Annotated in this window: 24 protein-coding genes, 2 tRNA genes and 2 pseudogenes; 15 read left to right on the top strand and 13 right to left on the bottom strand. The window is 62.8% G+C overall.

The window, feature by feature from the left end; genetic code table 11:
* Positions 1-324 (top strand): hypothetical protein (locus AC1DVM_RS11505; protein WP_477254564.1); only part of this gene is annotated, 324 nt, incomplete at its 5' end.
* Between the two features lie 100 nt (positions 325-424).
* Here AC1DVM_RS11505 and AC1DVM_RS11500 read toward each other — a convergent pair.
* Together AC1DVM_RS11500 and AC1DVM_RS11495 are read right to left on the bottom strand one after the other, a co-directional pair.
* Positions 425-574: a hypothetical protein gene (locus AC1DVM_RS11500; RefSeq protein ID WP_477254563.1), complete on the bottom strand. Its 150-nt coding sequence runs from the start codon at positions 572-574 to the stop codon at positions 425-427.
* Between the two features lie 153 nt (positions 575-727).
* On the bottom strand, positions 728-1,126 hold the full coding sequence (locus tag AC1DVM_RS11495) for a response regulator (protein ID WP_477254562.1): 399 nt from the start codon (positions 1,124-1,126) through the stop codon (positions 728-730).
* A gap of 163 nt (positions 1,127-1,289) precedes the next feature.
* Between AC1DVM_RS11495 and AC1DVM_RS11490 the strand changes: the two genes are divergently transcribed.
* Positions 1,290-1,952, top strand: coding sequence for an SOS response-associated peptidase (locus AC1DVM_RS11490; protein ID WP_477254561.1), 663 nt, complete (start codon positions 1,290-1,292; stop codon positions 1,950-1,952).
* Positions 1,953-2,034: 82 nt separating this feature from the next.
* The gene (locus AC1DVM_RS11485; protein WP_477254560.1) at positions 2,035-2,697 is read left to right on the top strand and encodes a DUF6766 family protein; all 663 of its coding nucleotides are present in this window, start codon (positions 2,035-2,037) and stop codon (positions 2,695-2,697) included.
* Between the two features lie 59 nt (positions 2,698-2,756).
* Here AC1DVM_RS11485 and AC1DVM_RS11480 read toward each other — a convergent pair whose 3' ends face one another.
* From AC1DVM_RS11480 to hemA, 3 genes are all read right to left on the bottom strand, one after another.
* A complete protein-coding gene (locus AC1DVM_RS11480; protein WP_477254559.1) occupies positions 2,757-3,029 on the bottom strand; it encodes a GNAT family N-acetyltransferase in 273 nt (90 codons plus the stop codon).
* 105 nt (positions 3,030-3,134) lie between these two features.
* Positions 3,135-3,209: transfer RNA gene (locus AC1DVM_RS11475), tRNA-Thr, on the bottom strand.
* 69 nt (positions 3,210-3,278) lie between these two features.
* Complete coding sequence (gene hemA, locus AC1DVM_RS11470; protein ID WP_477254558.1) at positions 3,279-4,502, bottom strand: 5-aminolevulinate synthase; 1,224 nt, start codon at positions 4,500-4,502, stop codon at positions 3,279-3,281.
* Positions 4,503-4,662: 160 nt separating this feature from the next.
* Here hemA and AC1DVM_RS11465 point away from each other — a divergent pair, with 160 nt between their 5' ends.
* The 6 genes from AC1DVM_RS11465 to AC1DVM_RS11440 all read left to right on the top strand — a co-directional run bounded on the left by AC1DVM_RS11465 (position 4,663) and on the right by AC1DVM_RS11440 (position 9,003).
* On the top strand, positions 4,663-4,830 hold the full coding sequence (locus AC1DVM_RS11465; RefSeq protein WP_477254567.1) for a hypothetical protein: 168 nt from the start codon (positions 4,663-4,665) through the stop codon (positions 4,828-4,830).
* A gap of 58 nt (positions 4,831-4,888) precedes the next feature.
* Positions 4,889-6,178, top strand: a complete 1,290-nt coding sequence (murA, locus tag AC1DVM_RS11460; protein WP_477254557.1) for a UDP-N-acetylglucosamine 1-carboxyvinyltransferase — start codon at positions 4,889-4,891, stop codon at positions 6,176-6,178.
* A 120-nt stretch (positions 6,179-6,298) separates the two neighbouring features.
* Positions 6,299-6,742 carry a DUF2948 family protein gene (locus tag AC1DVM_RS11455; protein ID WP_477254556.1) on the top strand — a complete coding sequence of 148 codons (444 nt, stop codon included), beginning with the start codon at positions 6,299-6,301 and terminating at the stop codon, positions 6,740-6,742.
* Positions 6,742-8,034 (top strand): histidinol dehydrogenase, encoded by a 1,293-nt coding sequence (gene hisD, locus AC1DVM_RS11450; protein ID WP_477254555.1) that lies wholly within the window; start codon positions 6,742-6,744, stop codon positions 8,032-8,034. Before AC1DVM_RS11455 ends, hisD begins: the two co-directional genes overlap by 1 nt.
* Positions 8,035-8,047: 13 nt before the next feature.
* On the top strand, positions 8,048-8,524 hold the full coding sequence (locus AC1DVM_RS11445) for a UPF0262 family protein (RefSeq protein WP_477254554.1): 477 nt from the start codon (positions 8,048-8,050) through the stop codon (positions 8,522-8,524).
* Between the two features lie 2 nt (positions 8,525-8,526).
* Complete coding sequence (locus AC1DVM_RS11440; protein WP_477254553.1) at positions 8,527-9,003, top strand: arsenate-mycothiol transferase ArsC; 477 nt, start codon at positions 8,527-8,529, stop codon at positions 9,001-9,003.
* Here the strand turns inward: AC1DVM_RS11440 and AC1DVM_RS11435 are convergent.
* The 3 genes from AC1DVM_RS11435 to AC1DVM_RS11425 all read right to left on the bottom strand — a co-directional run bounded on the left by AC1DVM_RS11435 (position 8,974) and on the right by AC1DVM_RS11425 (position 10,724).
* Entirely contained in the window at positions 8,974-9,300 is a 327-nt protein-coding gene (locus tag AC1DVM_RS11435) for an AzlD family protein (RefSeq protein ID WP_477254552.1), read from the bottom strand. The two genes, AC1DVM_RS11440 and AC1DVM_RS11435, sit on opposite strands and share 30 nt — an antisense overlap.
* On the bottom strand, positions 9,297-9,995 hold the full coding sequence (locus tag AC1DVM_RS11430) for an AzlC family ABC transporter permease (protein ID WP_477254551.1): 699 nt from the start codon (positions 9,993-9,995) through the stop codon (positions 9,297-9,299). Before AC1DVM_RS11430 ends, AC1DVM_RS11435 begins: the two co-directional genes overlap by 4 nt.
* A gap of 84 nt (positions 9,996-10,079) precedes the next feature.
* Positions 10,080-10,724 carry a TerC family protein gene (locus tag AC1DVM_RS11425; protein WP_477254550.1) on the bottom strand — a complete coding sequence of 215 codons (645 nt, stop codon included), beginning with the start codon at positions 10,722-10,724 and terminating at the stop codon, positions 10,080-10,082.
* 421 nt (positions 10,725-11,145) lie between these two features.
* On the opposite strand from AC1DVM_RS11425, the gene AC1DVM_RS11420 reads away from it, so the two are divergent.
* The 6 genes from AC1DVM_RS11420 to AC1DVM_RS11395 all read left to right on the top strand — a co-directional run bounded on the left by AC1DVM_RS11420 (position 11,146) and on the right by AC1DVM_RS11395 (position 15,761).
* Positions 11,146-11,814, top strand: coding sequence for a tripartite tricarboxylate transporter TctB family protein (locus AC1DVM_RS11420; protein ID WP_477254549.1), 669 nt, complete (start codon positions 11,146-11,148; stop codon positions 11,812-11,814).
* Positions 11,814-13,316, top strand: a complete 1,503-nt coding sequence (locus AC1DVM_RS11415) for a tripartite tricarboxylate transporter permease (protein ID WP_477254548.1) — start codon at positions 11,814-11,816, stop codon at positions 13,314-13,316. The genes AC1DVM_RS11420 and AC1DVM_RS11415 overlap by 1 nt, the downstream gene beginning before the upstream one ends.
* 60 nt (positions 13,317-13,376) lie before the next feature.
* Entirely contained in the window at positions 13,377-14,351 is a 975-nt protein-coding gene (locus AC1DVM_RS11410) for a tripartite tricarboxylate transporter substrate-binding protein (protein WP_477254547.1), read from the top strand.
* A gap of 125 nt (positions 14,352-14,476) precedes the next feature.
* A tRNA-His gene (locus AC1DVM_RS11405) sits at positions 14,477-14,553 on the top strand.
* 456 nt (positions 14,554-15,009) lie between these two features.
* Positions 15,010-15,318: a hypothetical protein gene (locus AC1DVM_RS11400; protein WP_477254546.1), complete on the top strand. Its 309-nt coding sequence runs from the start codon at positions 15,010-15,012 to the stop codon at positions 15,316-15,318.
* Between the two features lie 14 nt (positions 15,319-15,332).
* Positions 15,333-15,761: a hypothetical protein gene (locus AC1DVM_RS11395; protein WP_477254545.1), complete on the top strand. Its 429-nt coding sequence runs from the start codon at positions 15,333-15,335 to the stop codon at positions 15,759-15,761.
* 837 nt (positions 15,762-16,598) lie between these two features.
* On the opposite strand, the pseudogene AC1DVM_RS11390 reads toward AC1DVM_RS11395, so the two are convergent.
* From AC1DVM_RS11390 to AC1DVM_RS11370, 5 genes and pseudogenes are all read right to left on the bottom strand, one after another.
* A pseudogene (locus AC1DVM_RS11390) lies at positions 16,599-16,688 on the bottom strand (TRAP transporter large permease subunit); the annotation flags it as partial.
* Positions 16,689-17,149: 461 nt separating this feature from the next.
* The gene (locus AC1DVM_RS11385) at positions 17,150-17,542 is read right to left on the bottom strand and encodes a DUF3141 domain-containing protein (RefSeq protein ID WP_477254565.1); all 393 of its coding nucleotides are present in this window, start codon (positions 17,540-17,542) and stop codon (positions 17,150-17,152) included.
* A pseudogene (locus tag AC1DVM_RS11380) lies at positions 17,528-18,054 on the bottom strand (multicopper oxidase domain-containing protein); the annotation flags it as partial. The gene AC1DVM_RS11385 and the pseudogene AC1DVM_RS11380, both read right to left, overlap by 15 nt.
* A 6-nt stretch (positions 18,055-18,060) precedes the next feature.
* The gene (locus AC1DVM_RS11375) at positions 18,061-18,513 is read right to left on the bottom strand and encodes a response regulator (protein WP_477254544.1); all 453 of its coding nucleotides are present in this window, start codon (positions 18,511-18,513) and stop codon (positions 18,061-18,063) included.
* Between the two features lie 77 nt (positions 18,514-18,590).
* The gene (locus AC1DVM_RS11370) at positions 18,591-19,373 is read right to left on the bottom strand and encodes a hypothetical protein (RefSeq protein ID WP_477254543.1); all 783 of its coding nucleotides are present in this window, start codon (positions 19,371-19,373) and stop codon (positions 18,591-18,593) included.
* Positions 19,374-19,400 lie beyond the last annotated feature (27 nt).

The following is a 19,400-nucleotide window of genomic DNA, read 5'->3' as shown; positions in this document are numbered from 1 at the left end:
ATTCTGTGTCATCGGCAGCGTCTCCATGAGAACGCCACGGCACCGCTTTGGAGGAGACTCATCCGCGCCGCAATACGCCGCCAAAGCCACCGTTCGCATCGAACGGAGAATAACGTGGACTTGCGTGACTCGATGGAAATTGCCGAACGCAATTTGGTGGACGGAGCGACCTTGGAAGAACTCAAGGACGCCGCAAGAGATCTGCGAGCGCTGACGCCGGACAGCGCATTGGCAGAGTTGGTCGAGGCAAAGATTGCCGAGTTGGAGCGGCCGCCTACCACTGGCGAGGGTCAACCGCAGCCTGGTCGTATTGCGGTGGCCTGAACCAGCCGCACGGCTCGCGACAGCCGAGAATCAAAAACGGCACCCTGGGGTGCCGTTTTCGTATTTCGCCGAGCGAGAGGGACGCCCGACAAACGTCATTTTAGTGCTGGCCTTCGTATTCGTTGACTTTACGGCCACCGGAGACCTGCGCGAGCTCGTCCACGTTCAGAACGATTGCGACAATCTTCTCGTCGGTCTTGGAAGCCGCGACGTCTTCAACGGCTGCATCGCGCGTGACGGATGTGTTCATTGGATTGCGTCGGCCGATCAGGCCGATCCCCTTGTTTGGCTATGGTCGCAGGCGGGCAGCGAGTGCCCGCGCTCAGGATAGCCGTTCCTCAGCCAAAACATCAGGGCATCGCAACAAAATAACGTCAAGCAACTTTTGGTTGATAGATGACCGTCAGGAGTCGAGCTTCGGGGAAGCACGCCCGGCAGCGGCGGGGCGCTGACGGCGCGCCTTCGCGGAGAAATCAAGGCTGGCCAGGGATTGCCGCAATGTTTCGATGGTGAATGGCTTCTGCAAGAGAGGCGCCCCCTCGAAACGAGCGGGTAGAATGCGCTCGTCATAACCCGTTGAAAATACGAAAGGAGTTCCTTGCTCGCGTAGCAGATCGGCCAGCGGGTAGACAAGGGCGCCCGAAAGATTGATGTCGAGCACCGCGGCGTCGACCTCCTGGGAAAGAGCCAAACGCAGAGCGTCCTCCAGGTGCGAAACCGGACCGACCAAATTGTACCCGAGCTCCTGGGCCATATCCTCCAACAGCATCAGCACGAGACCGTCATCCTCGACGATCAGCACATTAATGGGAGGTTGCAAGGTCATCGCCGTTCGCTCCGATAAGCGGCTCGCGGATAACTGTAGCGCTTAACCGGCGGGGACGTCACCGAATTTCTCGATCCGGTTATGCCGCAACGGAAAGAGCCCCTGTCGCTTTGAACGAACGCCGTTATGTTTCCTGTCCATGTGCAATCTCTATTCCGTTACCAAAGGTCAGCAGGCGATCCGCGATCTGTTCCGCATACGCCGCGATTCGGTCGGCAACCTGCCTATCCTTCCCGGCATCTTCCCGGACTACATGGCGCCGGTCGTGCGTAATCACGGCGACGAGCGGGAATTGACCCTGATGCGGTGGGGCTTTCCCCCGCCGCCGAATCTGTCGAAAGTGCCGGTCACCAATATCCGCAACGCGGCAAGCCCCTATTGGCGGGGTTGGCTGAAGCCGGAATTCCGTTGCCTGATCCCCTTTACGTCGTTCTGCGAATATGCCGACACGCAGCCGCGCAAGACACCGATCTGGTTCGCGCTGTCCGAGGAGCGTCCGCTGGCGGCGTTCGCGGGTCTCTGGCGGCCGTGGACGGGTATCCGCGGAACGAAGGCGAACCCTGTCGAGGGCGAGCATCGTCTCTTCGGCTTTCTGACCACGAGTGCCAACGCGGAGGTTCACACCGTTCATCCCAAGGCGATGCCTGTGATCCTGACGACCGACGAGGAATTCGATCTTTGGCTGGAGGGCTCTCCCGAAGAGGCCCTCAGGCTTCAGCGCCCATTGCCGGATGGTTCGCTAAGGGTCGTGGCGACCGGACCGAAGGAGGATGCGGGCCCGCTCGCCGCCGGCCCCGGCTGAAGGCGCCCAGCCCGGCAGTCGGAAACAAACTGGCTTTCTCCCGAGTTGCTGCCAAGCGCCGCAACCGCAGGGATCGACTCGGATGAAACGTTTCTTTCGAGACAACGGACTTTCGCTCACCCTTTTTGCTCTTTTCGCGCTGACGCTCGGGGGACAGGCCTTGGCAGGGTGGAGGGCCCATGCCCAGGATCTGCAGGTCCACAACCTCCCGGAAATCGCGCTGCTCGATTATCTCCGCACGGGCCATTTCATCTCGGCCGTATTCGAGAATTGGGAAAGCGAGTTTCTCCAGATGGCCGTCTACGTGGTGTTCACGGCGATCCTCATTCAGAAAGGATCGCCGGAATCCCGCGACCCCGACAAGGCAGATCAGGAAGAGAAGGAAGCGCTCGCCCATGCCTCACGACCCGACACGCCGTGGCCGGTGAAGAAAGGCGGCTTGATCCTGAAACTCTACTCCCATTCCCTCAGCATCGCGCTCGTGATTCTTTTCATCCTGTCATTCGCTTTGCATCTCAAAGGCAGCAATACGCACGCGAACGAAGAGGCTGCGCTCAACCACCAACCGATCCACACGCTTCTCGAAACCTTGGTCGACCCCCAATTCTGGTATGAAAGCTTCCAGAACTGGCAGAGCGAGTTTCTTTCGATCGCCGCATTGCTCGTGCTGAGCATTTTCCTTCGCGAGCGCGGGTCGCCCGAATCGAAACCGGTCCCCGCGCCGCATTCCATGACGGGCCATTGATCTTGCGGATTGTCCGACCGGTCTTGTCGGGCTGGTGCGTCAGTGGACCCCGGGTGCCATCACGTCAGGAGGTCGGCGTGCTCCGGATGGCGTCGAAGCCATGCTCGGGCATATCCGCAAAGAGGGACAAGGGAGCGACCTTCCGCTCGTGCCAGTTCCACGACCTGGCGCATCAATTCGCCCGCGACGCCCTTGCCACGCAAGGCAGGGGGAGCCTCCACGTGCCGGATGACGAGCGCTGAATCGCGCCGCTCGTAATTTGCAAAGACGACTTGCCCGTTCACATCCATTTCGAACCGGTTTCCCGCCAGATCGTCTCGCATCGTGTTCATTGGAAGTCCCGTGCACCAACTCTGAGTGACGAACGGTTCCCGATCCACGGCGGTTCCGCCCCCGGGGCGGCATCGAAGGGCGTGCGTGACGGGTAAATCGGGGAATGGTGCTGCCAGAGAGGATTGAACTCTCGACCTCTCCCTTACCAAGGGAGTGCTCTACCACTGAGCTACGGCAGCCTGTCGTTGGGACGGCCGGTTACTGCCATAGGGCAGCGCCGGGCGCAAGTTTGATCGGCGAATTAATTGTCAGGCGGCGGCTACTTTCGCGTGCAAATTTAGACCCAGCGCCGTCCAGACTTCCGATAGGGCCCGGCTGAGGGCTACCACGTGGGCTTCCGTGTGGAACGGGGTCGGGGTGATGCGCAGGCGCTCGGTGCCGCGGGGGACGGTTGGATAGTTGATCGGCTGGATGTAGATGCCGTGCTTTTCGAGCAACCGGTCGGAGGCGGCCTTGCAGGCCTCGGCATCGCGCACCATCACGGGGACGATATGGGTGGGGGTGTCCAGCACGGGCAGGCCCGCATCGGAGAGTACCGATTTCACGCGGGCGGCCTGGCTTTGCTGGCGCTCGCGCTCGGCGGACGAGGATTTGAGGTACCGAACCGAGGCCGCGGCGGCGGCCGCGACGGCGGGGGGGAGGGCGGTCGTGAAGATGAAGCCGGGCGCGAAGCTACGCACCGCATCCACCACGGCGCGGGACCCGGCGATGTACCCGCCCATTACGCCGTATGCCTTGCCGAGCGTTCCCTCGATCACGTCGATCCGATCCATGGCCCCTTCGCGTTCGGCGATGCCGGCGCCGCGCGAGCCGTACATCCCCACAGCGTGGACCTCGTCCAGATAGGTCATGGCGCCATGGCGCCCGGCCAGATCGCAGATGGCATGGATCGGCGAGATGTCGCCATCCATCGAATAGACGCTCTCGAAGGCAATGAGCTTGGGCCTGCCGCCCGCGGCGATCAGGAGTTCTTCCAGGTGATCGAGGTCATTATGACGGAAAATCACCTTGTCGCAGCCCGACTGGCGCACGCCCTCGATCATCGAATTGTGGTTCAGCGCATCGGAGACGATCAGGCAATCGGGGATCAGCTTGGCAATGGTGGAGATGCCGGTCTGGTTCGAAACGTAGCCCGAGGTGAAGACGAGGGCCGCCTCCTTGGCATGGAGGTCGGCGAGTTCCGCTTCGAGGTCCACGATCGCGTGGCTGTTGCCGGAGATGTTCCGGGTGCCGCCGGCCCCGGTGCCAACGCGCCACGCGGTTTCCACCATGGCGCGGGTCACGTCCCGGTTCTGGCCCATGCCAAGATAGTCATTGGAGCACCAGACCGTGATGGGCCGGGCCCCCGAGGGGCTGTGCCAGACCGCATCGGGAAACCGGCCGGCCAGTCGTTCGATATCGGCGAAGACGCGGTAGCGCCGCTCGGATTGAAGACGATCGAGGGCCGACGTGAAAAAATTCTGATAATCCATCATCTCACCTGATGGGCCACCGACACCCAGGACCTGGATGCCTCAATCCCGGGCTCGGAGCACCACTCACCGCCAAGGCCGCCATCGCCACTCTGATATTCCGGTTGAGGGGCGTTTGCGAACCCTTTATTGGGTGTGGCGACGAAGGGTCGCGAGAACCTTGACCGACGTGAGATCGCAACAGAAGGCTGCCCGCCTGGCGGCGGCCTTGAAAGAAAACCTGAAGCGTCGCAAGGCGCAGGCGCGGGGCCGCAAGGCTGCCACATCTGTGGGGGAAGAGGTTCAGCCCGGCCCTCCCGCGCCGGAACGCGACAAGCCGTCCGACTAGCCTCCAGGCCTCGCAGCCTGCATAGCTTTTCTTTGTAACACGCATCCTGGGGGTCCTGATGGATCGCATTCGCATACGGGGCGGCGCGCCTCTCAACGGCCTGATCCCGATTTCGGGGGCCAAGAACGCGGCTCTCCCGCTGATGATCGCGAGCCTCCTGACCGACGAGACGCTGGAACTCGGCAATGTGCCGCGGCTTGCCGATATCTCGTCCCTGCTGCGGATCATGAGCAATTTCGGGGTCGATCACACCATCGCGGGACGGCGTCCCGGCCAGACGACGGAAACCGGGCAGACGATCCGCCTGACGTCCCGCTCCATCATCGATACCTGCGCGCCGTATGAGCTCGTCTCGACCATGCGGGCGAGCTTCTGGGTGATCGCGCCTCTGCTGGCGCGCTTCGGACACGCCAAGGTGTCGATGCCGGGCGGCTGCGCCATCGGCACGCGGCCGGTGGATCTCCTGATCATGGCGCTGGCAAAGCTCGGTGCTGCGATCGAGATCGATAGCGGCTACGTAGTCGCGACCGCGCCGAAGGGGCTGCGGGGCGCGGAGATCGATTTTCCGAAGGTCACGGTCGGCGGAACCCATGTGGCGCTGATGGCGGCGACCCTTGCCGAGGGCACGACGGTCATTCGCAATGCGGCCCGCGAGCCCGAGGTGACGGATCTCGCCGAATGCCTGGTGAAGATGGGTGCCAAGATCGAGGGCGCCGGAACCTCCGAGATCATCGTGGAGGGTGTGACGCGCCTCAACGGGGCGTCTCACAACGTGCTGCCGGACCGGATCGAGACCGGAACCTACGCGATGGCGGTTGCCATGGCGGGGGGAGACGTGGTGCTCGAAAACACCCGGCCGGACCTGCTCCAGTTCGCCTTCGACGTGCTGCAGCAATCGGGCACGGACATCACCCCGACCCATAGCGGCGTGCGCGTCCGCCGGAACGGCAATGGCATCCAGCCCATCGACGTGACCACGGACCCGTTTCCGGGGTTCCCGACCGACCTGCAGGCCCAGTTCATGGCCCTGATGACAAGAGCGAACGGAACGTCGCGGATCCGCGAAACCATATTCGAGAACCGCTTCATGCACGTGCAGGAGCTTGCCCGCCTCGGTGCGCAGATCCGCCTCGATGGCGACAGCGCCTATGTGGAGGGTGTGCCGGGACTGAAGGGCGCCCCCGTGATGGCAACCGACCTCAGGGCCTCGGTCTCGCTGGTGATTGCCGGCCTCGTGGCCGAGGGAGAGACCACGATCAACCGGGTCTATCATCTCGACCGCGGTTTCGAGGCGCTGGAGGCCAAGCTTGCGCGGTGCGGGGCCGACATCGAACGCCTGCGGGGATAAAATCCGCCCGCCAGCCCGCCAGAGGTTGCGCTGGAGGCCCGTGCTCTCTACCTAACGTCAAAGCTCATTGGCATTTTGCGGACTTCGACGTTTGCAAGGCTCTTCAACAGTTTGGCAGCCATGGACCTCCTCAAACTCGTCGCACTCGACCCGGAAGATCTGGCCATCATCTCCACCCATCTGCAGGACGCGGTCTTGCGCGTGGGGGATATCGTCTTCCTTCCCAAGGAACGGCGTTTCGCCATCGAGGTGCGGCGGTTCGACTGGGAGGCCGGTTTCGACCAGCCGCCGCAGCGACGTCTGACCTGCATGCATTTCGAGCAGGTCAAAGCCGTGCGGGTCCGGGGCATCGACCAGACCCGGAAGGACGCGGTGTTGAATCTGCTGGCGATCTCGTTCGACGAGACCGACGCACCGTCGGGCACCGCGACGCTGATCTTCGCCGAGGGCGGAGCCATCCAGATCGACGTGGAATGCGTCGAATTGCAGATGAAGGATGTCGGGCCGGTCTGGGCCGCCGATGGTCGTCCGATCCACGACGAAGTCCCGGCGGAGCGCCTTTAATGCCGCAACGTCTCGACGCTCGGGATCCGTCATTCCCGCGCGCCTTCGCGCGTTTGCTCTCTGCCAAGCGGGAAGTGTCCGAGGATGTCGATCAGGCCGTGCGCCGTATCATCGACGAGGTCGTGGAAAACGGTGATGACGCGTTGGTGGCCTACACGAAGAGCTTCGATCACCTGTCGCTGACGCCCGAGACATTGCGCATCGGCGACGGGGAAATCGACGCCGCCCGCGCCCAGTGCTCACCGGAAGAGCTTTCGGCCCTCGCGCTCGCAAAGGAGCGTATCGAAATCTACCATCGCGCCCAGCGGCCGCAGGATCACATGACCACCGATTCCCTTGGCGTAACGCTGGGATGGCGTTGGACGGCGATCGAATCGGTTGGGCTTTATGTGCCGGGCGGACGCGCGAGCTATCCGTCGTCGGTCCTGATGAACGCCGTGCCGGCCAAGGTCGCGGGCGTGCCGCGGATCGCCATGGTGGTGCCGACACCCCGGGGCGAGACCAACCCGCTGGTTCTGGCGGCGGCGCGACTCGCCGGGGTCGACGAGATCTTCCGGATCGGCGGCGCCCAGGCCGTGGCGGCTCTCGCCTATGGGACGTCGACGGTGCAGCCTGTGGCGAAGATCGTCGGCCCGGGCAACGCCTACGTGGCAGCCGCGAAACGGCGCGTGTTCGGCCAGGTTGGCATCGACATGATCGCCGGGCCCTCCGAAGTGCTGGTTCTCGCCGACCGGCATGCCAATCCGGACTGGATCGCCGCCGACCTCCTGGCCCAGGCCGAGCACGACCCGGTCGCCCAGGCCATCCTCATCACCGACGACGCTGAGCTGGCGGACGCGGTCGAGGCGGCGGTCGAGCGTCAGTTGCGGACGCTCCCGAAAGCCGAGATCGCCGGGGCGAGCTGGCGCGACTACGGCGCGATCATTCTCGTCGAGACCCTGGAATCGGCCATTCCCCTGGTCGACAGGCTGGCTCCCGAGCATCTGGAGATCGAGGCCGAGAATGCGGACGAGCTTTCCGCCAAGGTCCGCAATGCCGGGGCGATTTTCCTCGGAAGCCACACGCCTGAGGCGATCGGCGATTATGTCGGCGGGCCCAATCACGTGTTGCCGACGGCGCGCTCCGCCCGCTTCTCCTCGGGTCTCGGCGTACTTGACTTCATGAAGCGAACCTCGATCCTGAGATGCAGCGCCGACAGCCTGCGGGCGCTCGGCCCGGCAGCGATCGCGCTGGGGCGCTCGGAAGGGCTCGAGGGTCATGCGCGATCGGTTGCGATCCGCCTGAACATGTGAGTTGGGAGGAGGGATGGCGAACGAGCGGAGTCGGTTGATCGCCATTACTCTCGACGAGGCGTCCATCGGTCGGGGCAATCCCGATCAGGAACACGAACGCGCCATCGCCATCTATGACATCGTCGAGGCGAACTACTTCGCGCTTCCGAGTCATGAGGGCGGACCCTACGCGCTCCACGTCGCCCTCGTCGATAACAAGCTCTGCTTCGAAGTCCGCTCCGAGGACGGCAACCGGCTCGTCACCCATCACCTTTCGCTGACGCCGTTTCGCAAGACGGTGCGCGATTACGAGATGGTGTGCGACAGCTATTACAAAGCCATCCGCTCCGCCTCCCCGGCGCAGATCGAGGCGATCGATATGGGGCGACGCGGCCTGCACAACGAAGCGGCCGAATTGTTGATGAAGCGCCTCGACGGCAAGCTCATGCTCGACTTCGACACGGCGCGACGCATCTTCACGCTGATCTTCGCCCTCCATTGGAGAGGTTGAGATTGGACGAGCCACGGGCCAGGCGCATTCACTCGGTGCTCTTCGTCTGCGCCATGAATTCCGTACGATCTCCCATGGCCGAAGCCATCACCCGCCACTATTTCGGCCGGTCGCTCTATGTGCAATCGGCCGGCATTCACAAGGGCGAGACGAGCGGCTTTACGACGGCTGTGCTCGATGAAATCGGGATCGACGCAGCAAAGCACAAGCCGCGCACGCTCGAGGAGCTGGAGGAACACGAGGGGATCAGTTTCGATCTGATCATCACGCTCTCGCCGGAAGCCCATCACGCAGCCCTGGAACTGACCCGAACGCTCGCGGCCGACGTGGAATACTGGCCGACCCAGGATCCGACCCTCGTCGTGGGATCGCGCGAACAGATGCTCGACGCCCACCGCAACGTGCGCGACGGGTTGCTCCTGCGCATCCGGACGCGATTCAACAAAACCTCAGAAACCAAAGGCCCGGAGCAGGGATAGCGTACCGAGCCCGGCCGTGAGCCCGGCGAGTTCCGATCGCGTCGCCATCATGGCGATCACCGCGGCCGCGACGCTGACAAATGCGGAGGGTCCGCCATCGAGAATGAGCGGCAGGATCGTGGCGACGATGATGGAGCCCGGAAGAGCGCGCATCCCTCGCTCGACCCGCGGCGTGATGTTCACGCGGGTCATCAGAACGACGCCTCCGACGCGGCAGAGATAGGTTGCCAGGACCATGGCGGCGATGGCCACGGCCGAGCCCCAGGGGCCGGCGACGAATGTGTGAAACGCCGTCATTTCATCAACATTCCGGTGGCAACGCCCGCGAGGGCGCCGACGACGATGAACAGGTAGCCCGGCAGGAACGCATGAACCAGCAGGGACACCAGCCCGGCCACCAGCCAGGGCAGAGCGGATCGTGCCCCCTTCCACAGGGGAACGAGCATCATGGCGAAAAAGATCGGCATGACCAGGTCGAGGCCGAAACGCCGGGGCTCGGGCACGAACGTCCCGGCGAAATACCCTGCGAGACTGGCGAGCACCCACATGATCCAGAGGGCGATGCCGGTGCCGAAAAGGAAGCCGACATCCCGGCCGCCGTCGTTATGGTAGCGCGTGCTGAAGATCCAGCCCGCATCGGTGAGAAGGAAGAGATTGAGGGCCGAGCGCCAGATCGGCTCGGCTCGAAGCCAGGGCTGGAGCGTCGCACCGAGAAGCAGCATCCGGGAATTCACCACCGCCGTGACGGTCATGATCGTCAGGATCGTGCCGGGGGTCCAGACTTTCTGCCAGACTTCCAGCCCCACCATCTGGGCGGCGCCAGCATAGACGGCAGCGCTCAATCCCACCGTTTCCCCGACCGAAAGGCTTTTTTGCGCCGCGGCCGTGCCGAAGGCCATCCCGAAGACGATGAGACCCGGGAAAGCCGGGAGCGTGCTGCGGGCGCCCTGCAGGATACCCGCGCGCGTGAAGATGGAATGAGAAGCTGACATGGGTCGAGGCTCTGTGCCCTCTCAATCCCGCAACGTCAATCGCTCCGCCGGTGCGAAAGCGCCGGCGGAGCTGGCGGTCGGGTATTAGAGGCCCATCGCTCCGACAACCGGCGCAACCTCGAGCGCGCCCTGGTAGATCATCTTGAGAGCCACGTAGAGAATGATGGCGAGACCCACATAGGCGATCCAGCGGTAGCGCTGCAAGATTCGGGCGATGAACGAGGCCGCAAGCCCCATGAGGGCGATCGACAAAATAAGCCCGAAGATCATCACGTAGGGATGCTCGCGGGCGGCCCCGGCGACTGCCAGTACGTTGTCGAGAGACATCGAAACGTCCGCGATGACGATCTGCCAGGCCGCCTGGGCAAAGGTCTTGCGCGGTGCCGTCGAGGTGCCGGAATCGGCGCCTTCAAGGGCCAATTCGGCCTCTTCCTCCTCGGCCGCGGATGTGCGCAGCTCCCGCCACATCTTCCAGCAGACCCAGAGAAGCAGGATGCCACCGGCGAGAAGGAGGCCGACGATCTGCAGAAGCTGGATGGTGAGCCCGGCGAAAATGATGCGCAGCACCGTCGCGGCGATGACGCCGATCAGAATGGCCTTGTTGCGCTGGTCCTTCGGGAGACCGGCCGCCGCGAGGCCGATCACGATGGCGTTGTCGCCGGCCAGGACCAGGTCGATCATCACCACTTGCAGGAAGGCGGTGACTTCCGGCGAGAAAAACTCGTTCATGCGATGCCTCTTTTGATGCGTGCGAGGACGGCACAGCCGGATCGTCGAACCAAACGCGCCTCACCGTGAGCGCCCGAGACCGGGCCAAACGCAAGAGAGGGGGAGCAGGGCGGAGGGTCGAACCGTTTCAGGCCATCCTGGGTTGCGATCCAGTCCGACATCGCTGCTCCGAAGAGCCGCCAGAGGGGCCCGGCCTGGTGCCATTGATCTAGCCAAGACATGAAGGCCGATCAAGCCGTGAACGGCATTTTTTGACGCTTCTCCTCGGGACGCAGCGGCGCGGAGGCGCCTTTCGATCCCGTGTCACCCAGCGGCAATTGTGAACCGGACCAATCAACGGCTTGATCCACGGCCCGGCCTTGGGCACTAATCGGTCCCACAAGAAGGTCGGGACCGAGAAGCTCGATCGGGAGGTCAGCCCATGTCCCAGCCCGTACGGCGCGCCGCAGCACCGTTGCGCCGCGGCCCCATCCGCGCCGGCCAGAATTTTGCCGGCGGCGTGTTCCTGCTGCTGCTTGCGGCTCTGGCGCTCTATCTCGCCAGAGACCTTCCCCAAGGCACGCTTCGCTCGATGGGCCCTGCGATGCTGCCGGATTGGCTCGCCTACGGCGTGGGCGCCTGCGGCCTCGCCATGGTGGTGATGAGCCTCCTCCGGGATGGCGAGGACCTCGAAAAATCCGCCTTGCGGGGGCCGGTCGTGGTGCTCATCGCCATTCTGGCCTTCGCGGTGACGATCCGTCCCTTCAGCATGGGGCCGTTGTCTCTTCCCGGCCTCGGCATGTTGGTGTCCGGCCCCCTGGCGATCATCATCGGGGGCTATGCGACCGAGGATGTCCGGCTTCGTCCGCTCCTCATCCTGGCTTTGAGCCTGACGCCGTTCTGCATGGTGCTGTTCGGCGATCTCCTGAACCTGCCGATCCCCATTTTCCCGCAAAGCTTCGCCAATCTGTTTCCGGCTGGCTGGTCCCAGAAGGACGTGCTCAGGGCGACGGCCCTGGTACTCACGTTGGCGGCCCTCGCGCTCTACCTCACGGGTCGCCGCCGGCCCGCCACTCGGATCGATGTGGTCGTTGACGAGGATGAAAGCTGATGGGCGATCTAATTTCCAATCTCAATCTCGGCTTTTCGATCGCGCTCAGCTTCCAGAACCTTGGTCTTGCATTCCTTGGATGCCTCGTGGGCACTCTCGTGGGCGTGCTTCCTGGGGTCGGGCCCATTGCGACCATCGCCATGCTGCTACCGATCACCTTTGGGCTCGAGCCGGTCGGTGCTCTCATCATGCTGGCCGGCATCTACTACGGCGCGCAATACGGCGGTTCGACCACCGCCATCCTGGTCAACATTCCGGGCGAGGCCACCTCCGTGGTCACGACCCTCGACGGGCACCAGATGGCCCGGCAGGGCCGGGCTGGAGTTGCGCTGGGCATCGCAGCCATCGGGTCGTTCTTCGCAGGGACCGTTGCCACCGTCGTGATCGCGGCGCTCGGCGCGCCGCTGACGAAACTCGCTCTCATCTTCGGACCGGCCGAGTACTTCTCGCTGATGGTGATGGGTCTCGTCTTCGCGGTGGTTCTGGCGCGCGGATCGATCCTGAAGGCGATCGCCATGATCATTCTCGGGGTGCTGCTCTCGACGGTCGGCACGGATCTCGAAACCGGTCAGGAGCGCCTGACCTTCGGGCTGCCCTTCCTCGCCGACGGCATCGATTTCGCCGTCCTGGCGATGGGCATTTTCGGCGTCGCCGAAATCCTGCGTAACCTCGACCATACCGAGACCCGCGATGTGGTCCACCAGGCGATCGGCCGCCTTCTGCCAAACCGCGAGGATTTCCGGCAATCCTACATGCCGGTGCTGCGGGGCACGACGATCGGTGCGATCCTGGGGATTCTGCCGGGGAACGGAGCGGTGCTGGGACCCTTTGCGTCCTACACGGTCGAGAAGAAGCTCGCCAAGGATCCGAGCCGCTTCGGCCGCGGCGCCATCGAGGGTGTGGCGGGGCCGGAGGCCGCCAACAACGCAGGCGCCCAGACGTCCTTTATCCCGCTGCTGACCCTCGGCATTCCGCCCAACGCCGTCATGGCGCTGATGGTCGGGGCGATGACGATCCACGGCATCGTTCCGGGCCCCCAGGTGATGACACGCAACCCGGACCTGTTCTGGGGCATGATCGCTTCCATGTGGATCGGCAACCTGATGCTCCTGATCATCAACCTGCCGCTCGTCGGGTTGTGGGTGCGTCTGCTGAAGGTGCCGTACCACCTCATGTTCCCGGCGATTCTGATGTTCTGCTGCATCGGCATCTACTCAATCAACTCGCTGCCCACCGACGTGATGTTCATCGGCCTGTTCGGCATTGTCGGTTACATCCTGATCAAGTTCGGCTTCGAGCCGGCGCCGCTTCTGCTGGGGTTCGTGCTCGGCAAGCTGCTGGAGGAGAATCTCCGGCGGGCGCTGATCCTTTCGCGGGGCTCGCTCGAGACATTCATCGAGCGGCCGATCAGCGCCGTCCTTCTGACAATTGCCGCCATTCTGCTGATTCTGGCGCTGCTGCCATCGATCCGCAAAGGACGCGATGAGGTATTCGTCGAATAGCCAATCGTCGAGCCGACCCTATATCGCTAGCCTGCATGATAATTTTCCAGGGAGGAAACCATGAAAAAAATAGCTCTCGCCGTCGCGGCGCTCGGCCTTGCCACTTCGGCGGCTCATGCCCAGGGCGCTTATCCCCAGCGGCCCATCACGATGATCGTCCCGTTCGCCGCCGGCGGCCCGACAGACGTGATCGCCCGCATCGTCGGCGATAACATGTCGCGCACGCTCGGACAGCAGATCGTCGTCGAGAACGTGGCCGGGGCGGGCGGAACCACGGGCATCACCCGCGGTGCGCAATCCCAGCCGGACGGCTACACCATCATGATGGGGCATATGGGCACCCACGGCGCGGCGCCCGCCCTCTATCCCAACCTGAAATACGATCCCGCGAAGGATTTCGCCCCCATCGGGCTCGCGGCCGGCACGCCGATCGTGATCGTCGCCAAGAAAGATTTTCCGGCCAAGGACCTGAAAGGATTCGTCGAATACATCCAGAAGAACGGCGACAAGGTGAACATGGCCCATGCGGGTGTCGGCTCGGTGTCGCACTCGACCGGCATTTTCTTCACCTCCGTCATCAAGGCGAAGCCCACCATGGTGGCCTATCGCGGCACGGGACCTGCCCTGAACGACCTGATGGGCAACACCGTCGACTTCATGACGGACCAGATCGTCAACGTGGCGCCCCAGATCCAGGGCGGCAACATCAAGGCTTTCGCTATTGCTACGCCAACCCGCTCGCCCGCTTTGCCGGACGTTCCCACCACGAAGGAAGCTGGCCTCGACGGCTACGAGGTGAGCGCCTGGAACGCGGTCTTCGCCCCGAAGGGCACCCCGCCCGAGATCGTCGCCAAGCTTAACGATGCACTCGTGAAAGCCCTGAACGACGATAACACCAAGAAGCGCCTCCTCGACCTCGGGGGCGTCATCCCCGGCGCCGCGGACCAGACCCCGGCGGCCTTGCAGAAGCTGGTGGAATCCGAGGTCGCCCGCTGGACGCCCGTTCTCAAGGCGGCCGGCGCCACCGCCGAATAGGAAACCCTTTTCGCAGCAATGGATCGGCGGCGGGCCCTGCGAGGCCCGCCGTTTCCTTGTCAGGGCCCTGCGCGCACGAAACGTCTTGAAAATGATCGCCGGGACGATTACACCCTGCCGCGTGTGCAGCCGTAGCTCAGTTGGTTAGAGCACCAGATTGTGGATCTGGGGGTCCCCCGTTCAAGCCGGGGCGGCTGTACCATTAAAATCAAAGGCTTAGGCCTAACGGTTCCGACGCCTGCTTACTGGAACACGGATTTGGTAAGCACATGGCAAGCAGCACTTGGGTGATCGCTCTATGTTTCGCTGCTGCCTTGACGGTCGTCCGATCAGAATCAAACCGGAGAAATCGAACTCGCTTGGCCCATGTACCCTCGATTTCTCACAAGACTGCGCCGCCGACTTCGTCATTCGATCCCATTCGCGATCACCATCTCAACCGATTGATATTTAAGAAGAAATCTGTGAGTTAGGTTCCCCGGTGCGGGGCCGGGCGACGTTCCGGTTGTGTCGAATAGCCAGCATGTAGCCACGACGGTGAATTGGCACCCGCGGCGGGAGTCGAACCGGCATGCTCCAGGGCTTTGGCAAACGTAAGGCGGCTAGACGCTCTGTCCGACCGCTCATAAGCTCCCGGAAGCTTGGCCGAGGTAGCAGCATGGATTGGCTCAAGATTGTTTCCGACCACGGTGAATTCGCCAAAGACCTGGCGCGCGAGGTTGCCCTCTTTGTAGCATCCACCGCAGCGACCAAGGACGATATTCGAGGGCTGTGGAACTTGGTCGATCGGGAATGTGCGATGATGGAAGATATCGTTGAGAAGCTCAAAACAGGGGATGCCGATGAGCACCTCATCAACGCAGCCGGTGCTTTAGAGAACATCTTTCTGGACCTTCACGTGACGTTAGAAGAACGGCTCGTGGAGCTTGAGCGCCCCGGCAGAGCGGCGCGCCGGGTGGGCGATTGAGGAAGGGCGAATAGATGGGACCGGAAGCCCCCATTACCCTTAGCAAGGAAGACGCCTGCCGGAGGCAAATTGGCGAGGCCATAAACGCGCTGAAGCGAGGAGATTTTGATACCGCAATTACCCTCGCCGGTGCCGCTGAGGGCATGTTCTCAAATAGGAAGGGAAGCGACATTATCTCTGGTCTCGCAGAGTACCCGAGAGCCCGCGAGCACTTCACGAAGCCAGAATGGATAGCCATTCTAAACATGGAACGAGATTGGCTTAAGCATCCAACCATGGATCTTGGCGCCGAAATGGAGTTCACCCAAATGGTCGCCGCTCATATGATCGCGCGAGCAGCCTCTAAACTCCAGAACTGGACGCCAATAATGAAGGAATTCAAAGATTGGTTCGGGCCGATAATCAAAGCCGACCTCGCGGCCATGGGTGAACGGCGCCCGTAACCGGCGCCCTGAACCAAACCGGACCCTTGCAATTGACTAGCGCGTTCCATCACCTCCGAACCGTTGCCAAGCGCATTCGCCACCGCCTCGTCAATCTGGACGTGAGTGGCAGGCCCTTGCGGCCCGTTCAACTGCCTGGTTGGGACTTGCGCGCCCGTGTTGTTGTTCACGTTCACGGCCACTATGTGGGTATGCGCCCTGGCGAAGTCGGCACGAACGTCTCGCGCCCACTCTCGCCGACCGTGTAGTGCTGCCCGGCTATCACGGGGCTACCGGAGCCCATCACGTCCTATTTGTGTGCCATTTGGTGCCTCTTCGACCTTCCGGTAAGGCCGGACGTCCAACGGCCTCGGCCGCACGGCTTCCGGGAGGAAGCGCGGATGGATCGGGATAGCTTCTTGCTGACGGACGCGCAGTTCGCGTGGATCGAGCCGCAAGCCGACTGACGGCAAGCCGCGCGTCGATGACCGCCGGGTGATCGGCGGCTATCGCTTGCTTCCCGGTGGAACGCCCCGGGAGAAAGCCTTTGGGGCGAGATGGAAGGGCCACCGGAACAAACGGAGAGGCGATGGCCCTAGGAATAGAGCAGCGGGAATGAAGCCCGGCGAGGTGGCGCTGATTGCGCTCCGTTCACTTCCCGCTTTCAACCTCAATGAAGACCTCGATGGGATCGATCACGGTGTCCGCAGCCTTCGCCGCTGCACCTTCTGGACTATCAAGTGTCGCCTTCATTTTGCCAAGGTCCACACCTTCCCATCAGCGTGCCTGAAGAGGCGGTAACTGGAGCAGAAAGTCGGAAACAGCTTCTCGCGGTCTTTTCCCTTTAGCCACTGGTCCATATCGCACGAGTCCGAGAAACAGAGACCAGATTACGGCAACAACGGCCGCTTTCGTGGGAGTAAACAGCCCCATGGTCATGCCGCCGATTGGCCCCCACACCTGCCTCGAGCGCGGCAAATCCCCTGCGCTGGCTACGTTCGAAGGACCTCTAGGGCTTCGGCCGCAGCTCGGACGCCTGTCGTGTAGGCTCCGTGGGCCGTCGAGAAATCCGCGGGGGAGCAAGCCTCGCCCGGGAAAAAGATGTGATCCCTCGTAGGGGGCGCTGAGGATCTGTCGCGCGTTGCTTTGTCCGGGCAACGCGTGGCTGTAGGAACATCCAATGCGCGGATCATTCAGCCAGCCTGAGCAAGCAACCGGACATAGACGGCTTCGAATGTCCGAGCCGAACAAGCCGACCAGTTCCATCGAGCGCAATGGCGGGGCCTCCGTGCTCGCCAGCCGCCACGATGGCCTCTGCCCCTTGGCCGCCGAAAAACCCCGGGCCAAGGCCATGGATCGCGTTGTCGGCCAACGTATCCGGGGTCCTAGGCGCGTTCGAAAGCTCTCGCTCAAACAACTGTCGGAAGGAACCTGCTTTTCGATCGGATACCCCAGCCAGATGGAACGCGGGATGTCTTCGCCGTCACTGCGAGCAATGACGGCGGTTGCCGATGTGAGGTGACCGATGCTGTCATGGAGCGCGTGATGATAGTCTGATCGTGCGCCCGCACATCGTCATCGTCGAGATAGAGATCGGTGATCCAGCCGAGCGCTTGCGGCGGCGGCGAGATGTTGTCGCCTATCGAGCAGAAGCACAGGATCGGCGAGCGGATGTGGCGCAGGTCGATGCGCGTCCCGTCCGAGGTGACCAATTCCACCATGGACAGCCTGTTGCAGACGAACAAGTTTTCGACGATGTACTGGATCTCGACATCGTTCAGGAAAACGTCGCCCTGGCGCACCACGAGCGGGTCGATGCCGGGGAACACGCGCGAATTCCAACACCGGAGATTGAAATCCAGCATCGTGTTGACCTTCGGCACCTATTGCTTCCGGCCTCGGTGTCGAACGCGTTGAGCAGGAACACGAAGTCGCGGTCGACGCGGCGCTCTGCCGGGTCGCGCGGATGGACGACGAAGAACCCCATCATGCCCATCGCCATCTGCACCATCTCGTCCGAGTGCGGATGGTACATGAAGGTGCCGGACTTCTGACAGATGAATTCGTAGACGAACGTCGTGCCCGGCGGGATGTGCGGCTGGGCGAGGCCGCCGAGGCCGTCCATGCCGTTGGGCAGTAGCTGGCCATGCCAGTGCACGGCCGTGTTCTCCGGCAGCCTGTTGGTGACGGAAATGCGCACCTTGTCGCCGTGCGCGGCCTCGATCGTCGGCCTCGGTGACTGGCCGTTGTAGCCCCAGAGTTGCGCCTTCATGCCTGGCGCGAGTTCGCGCACGACGGCTTCCGCGACAAGATGGAGACGCTACGGCAAAGACCCCTCCACAGCATCGCGAAAGGCCTGGTGTGAGAACGGCTTCGAGAGCACGCGGTTGTTCTGGTAACTCTGGGGAATGACGCCGGAATCATAGCCTGTCATGAAGATGAATGGGATGCCGCGACCACGCAGAACGTCCGCAATCGGATAGACCATCAAACCATCCAGATTGACGTCGAGAACGGCGAGGTCGAAGTCGGCTTCAAGCGCCAACGATATGGCCTGCCCGAATTTGGCGACCGGGCCCACAACCTCTGCTCCAAGATCGCACACCATGTCTTCGATCAGCATCGAGATCATGGTCTCATCTTCAACGATGAGCACGCGATGCTTGCGGTCATTGTGCATGAGCGCTCTCCCGATGGTCCGGACCTCCTGAACGGGGCCCTGGATGTGAGCCTGAATGTCCTGAATGGACGACGCTTCTCTCGATAGGCCCAAGGCATCCTCCATACGGATCACGTTGTCGCTTTCGGGGAAGGGTCCTGCCGCTGGTGTGTGGCAGGACATTCGTGGTTTTACTGACGTGTGGCCTGTTGTTCCCGCGCCTCGTCAATGATGCGGTCGAACAGATCCGATTTAGGATCGATGTCGAGCCCGAGCCTCTCGTTAAGCACCTTCACAGGCTCCTCTGGCACACCCGTCTTCGACAGGGCTGCGAGAGCCTTGGCGGCCTCGATGATTTCGGCGTCGGTGATTTGTTCCTCGGTGTTCTCACTGACGGTCAGGGCCTTCTCATAGGCGGCGATCAGGCCAACCGTGGAGGTCGGCGCAGCGTGCTGCCGGGCAGTCGCTGAGGCATTGACCGCGTTCATGCGCCCGAGCTTGGCCGTGTCCAGGCCGATGCTCTTGGCATTGGAGGCAGCTTTTTTTGCTTCAGTGGAGACCTTCTCAGCTCCTGCCCTTGCATCGCGCGTGCTGCTCCGGGCCTGGTCGGCCCTGGACTGGCCATATGCAGAGCCTTTGCCGGCATCAGAACTGCGGCCCCCGCGTTCACTGGTGCCGCCACGCGAATTCTCGCTGCCACCGCGAGAATTGCCGCCGGCGGTGCCACCGCGGGAACTGCCCCCGTGATCACCACTACCGGAGCTGCCGCCGCCGGAGTTGCCACCTCCGTTTCCACCACCGGAATTGCCGCCTCCATTTCCACCACCGGCGTTGCCGCCTCCGTTTCCACCACCGGCGTTGCCGCCTCCGTTTCCACCACCGCCGTCCCCACCTTTGGCCTGAGCCTGTGACTTCTCGACCTTGAACGAGGCCATATCGATGGAAAGCGGCTGGAGGCTGATCGCAAGACCCAAAGCAAAAGCTGAGACTGTAAGAGCGAG

It is taken from the genome of Microvirga sp. P4_A5, assembly GCF_056402495.1.
This window is presented reverse-complemented; position numbering and strand designations above follow the sequence as displayed.

Excerpts from the sequence above, each read along its gene's own strand:
- AC1DVM_RS11500 (WP_477254563.1), bottom strand. The coding sequence starts at position 574 with ATGAACACATCCGTCACGCGCGATGCAGCCGTTGAAGACGTCGCGGCT.
- AC1DVM_RS11490 (WP_477254561.1), top strand. The coding sequence starts at position 1,290 with ATGTGCAATCTCTATTCCGTTACCAAAGGTCAGCAGGCGATCCGCGAT.
- AC1DVM_RS11485 (WP_477254560.1), top strand. The coding sequence starts at position 2,035 with ATGAAACGTTTCTTTCGAGACAACGGACTTTCGCTCACCCTTTTTGCT.
- AC1DVM_RS11480 (WP_477254559.1), bottom strand. The coding sequence starts at position 3,029 with ATGAACACGATGCGAGACGATCTGGCGGGAAACCGGTTCGAAATGGAT.
- hemA (WP_477254558.1), bottom strand. The coding sequence starts at position 4,502 with ATGGATTATCAGAATTTTTTCACGTCGGCCCTCGATCGTCTTCAATCC.
- murA (WP_477254557.1), top strand. The coding sequence starts at position 4,889 with ATGGATCGCATTCGCATACGGGGCGGCGCGCCTCTCAACGGCCTGATC.
- AC1DVM_RS11455 (WP_477254556.1), top strand. The coding sequence starts at position 6,299 with ATGGACCTCCTCAAACTCGTCGCACTCGACCCGGAAGATCTGGCCATC.
- hisD (WP_477254555.1), top strand. The coding sequence starts at position 6,742 with ATGCCGCAACGTCTCGACGCTCGGGATCCGTCATTCCCGCGCGCCTTC.
- AC1DVM_RS11445 (WP_477254554.1), top strand. The coding sequence starts at position 8,048 with ATGGCGAACGAGCGGAGTCGGTTGATCGCCATTACTCTCGACGAGGCG.
- AC1DVM_RS11435 (WP_477254552.1), bottom strand. The coding sequence starts at position 9,300 with ATGACGGCGTTTCACACATTCGTCGCCGGCCCCTGGGGCTCGGCCGTG.
- AC1DVM_RS11430 (WP_477254551.1), bottom strand. The coding sequence starts at position 9,995 with ATGTCAGCTTCTCATTCCATCTTCACGCGCGCGGGTATCCTGCAGGGC.
- AC1DVM_RS11425 (WP_477254550.1), bottom strand. The coding sequence starts at position 10,724 with ATGAACGAGTTTTTCTCGCCGGAAGTCACCGCCTTCCTGCAAGTGGTG.
- AC1DVM_RS11420 (WP_477254549.1), top strand. The coding sequence starts at position 11,146 with ATGTCCCAGCCCGTACGGCGCGCCGCAGCACCGTTGCGCCGCGGCCCC.
- AC1DVM_RS11415 (WP_477254548.1), top strand. The coding sequence starts at position 11,814 with ATGGGCGATCTAATTTCCAATCTCAATCTCGGCTTTTCGATCGCGCTC.
- AC1DVM_RS11410 (WP_477254547.1), top strand. The coding sequence starts at position 13,377 with ATGAAAAAAATAGCTCTCGCCGTCGCGGCGCTCGGCCTTGCCACTTCG.
- AC1DVM_RS11400 (WP_477254546.1), top strand. The coding sequence starts at position 15,010 with ATGGATTGGCTCAAGATTGTTTCCGACCACGGTGAATTCGCCAAAGAC.
- AC1DVM_RS11395 (WP_477254545.1), top strand. The coding sequence starts at position 15,333 with ATGGGACCGGAAGCCCCCATTACCCTTAGCAAGGAAGACGCCTGCCGG.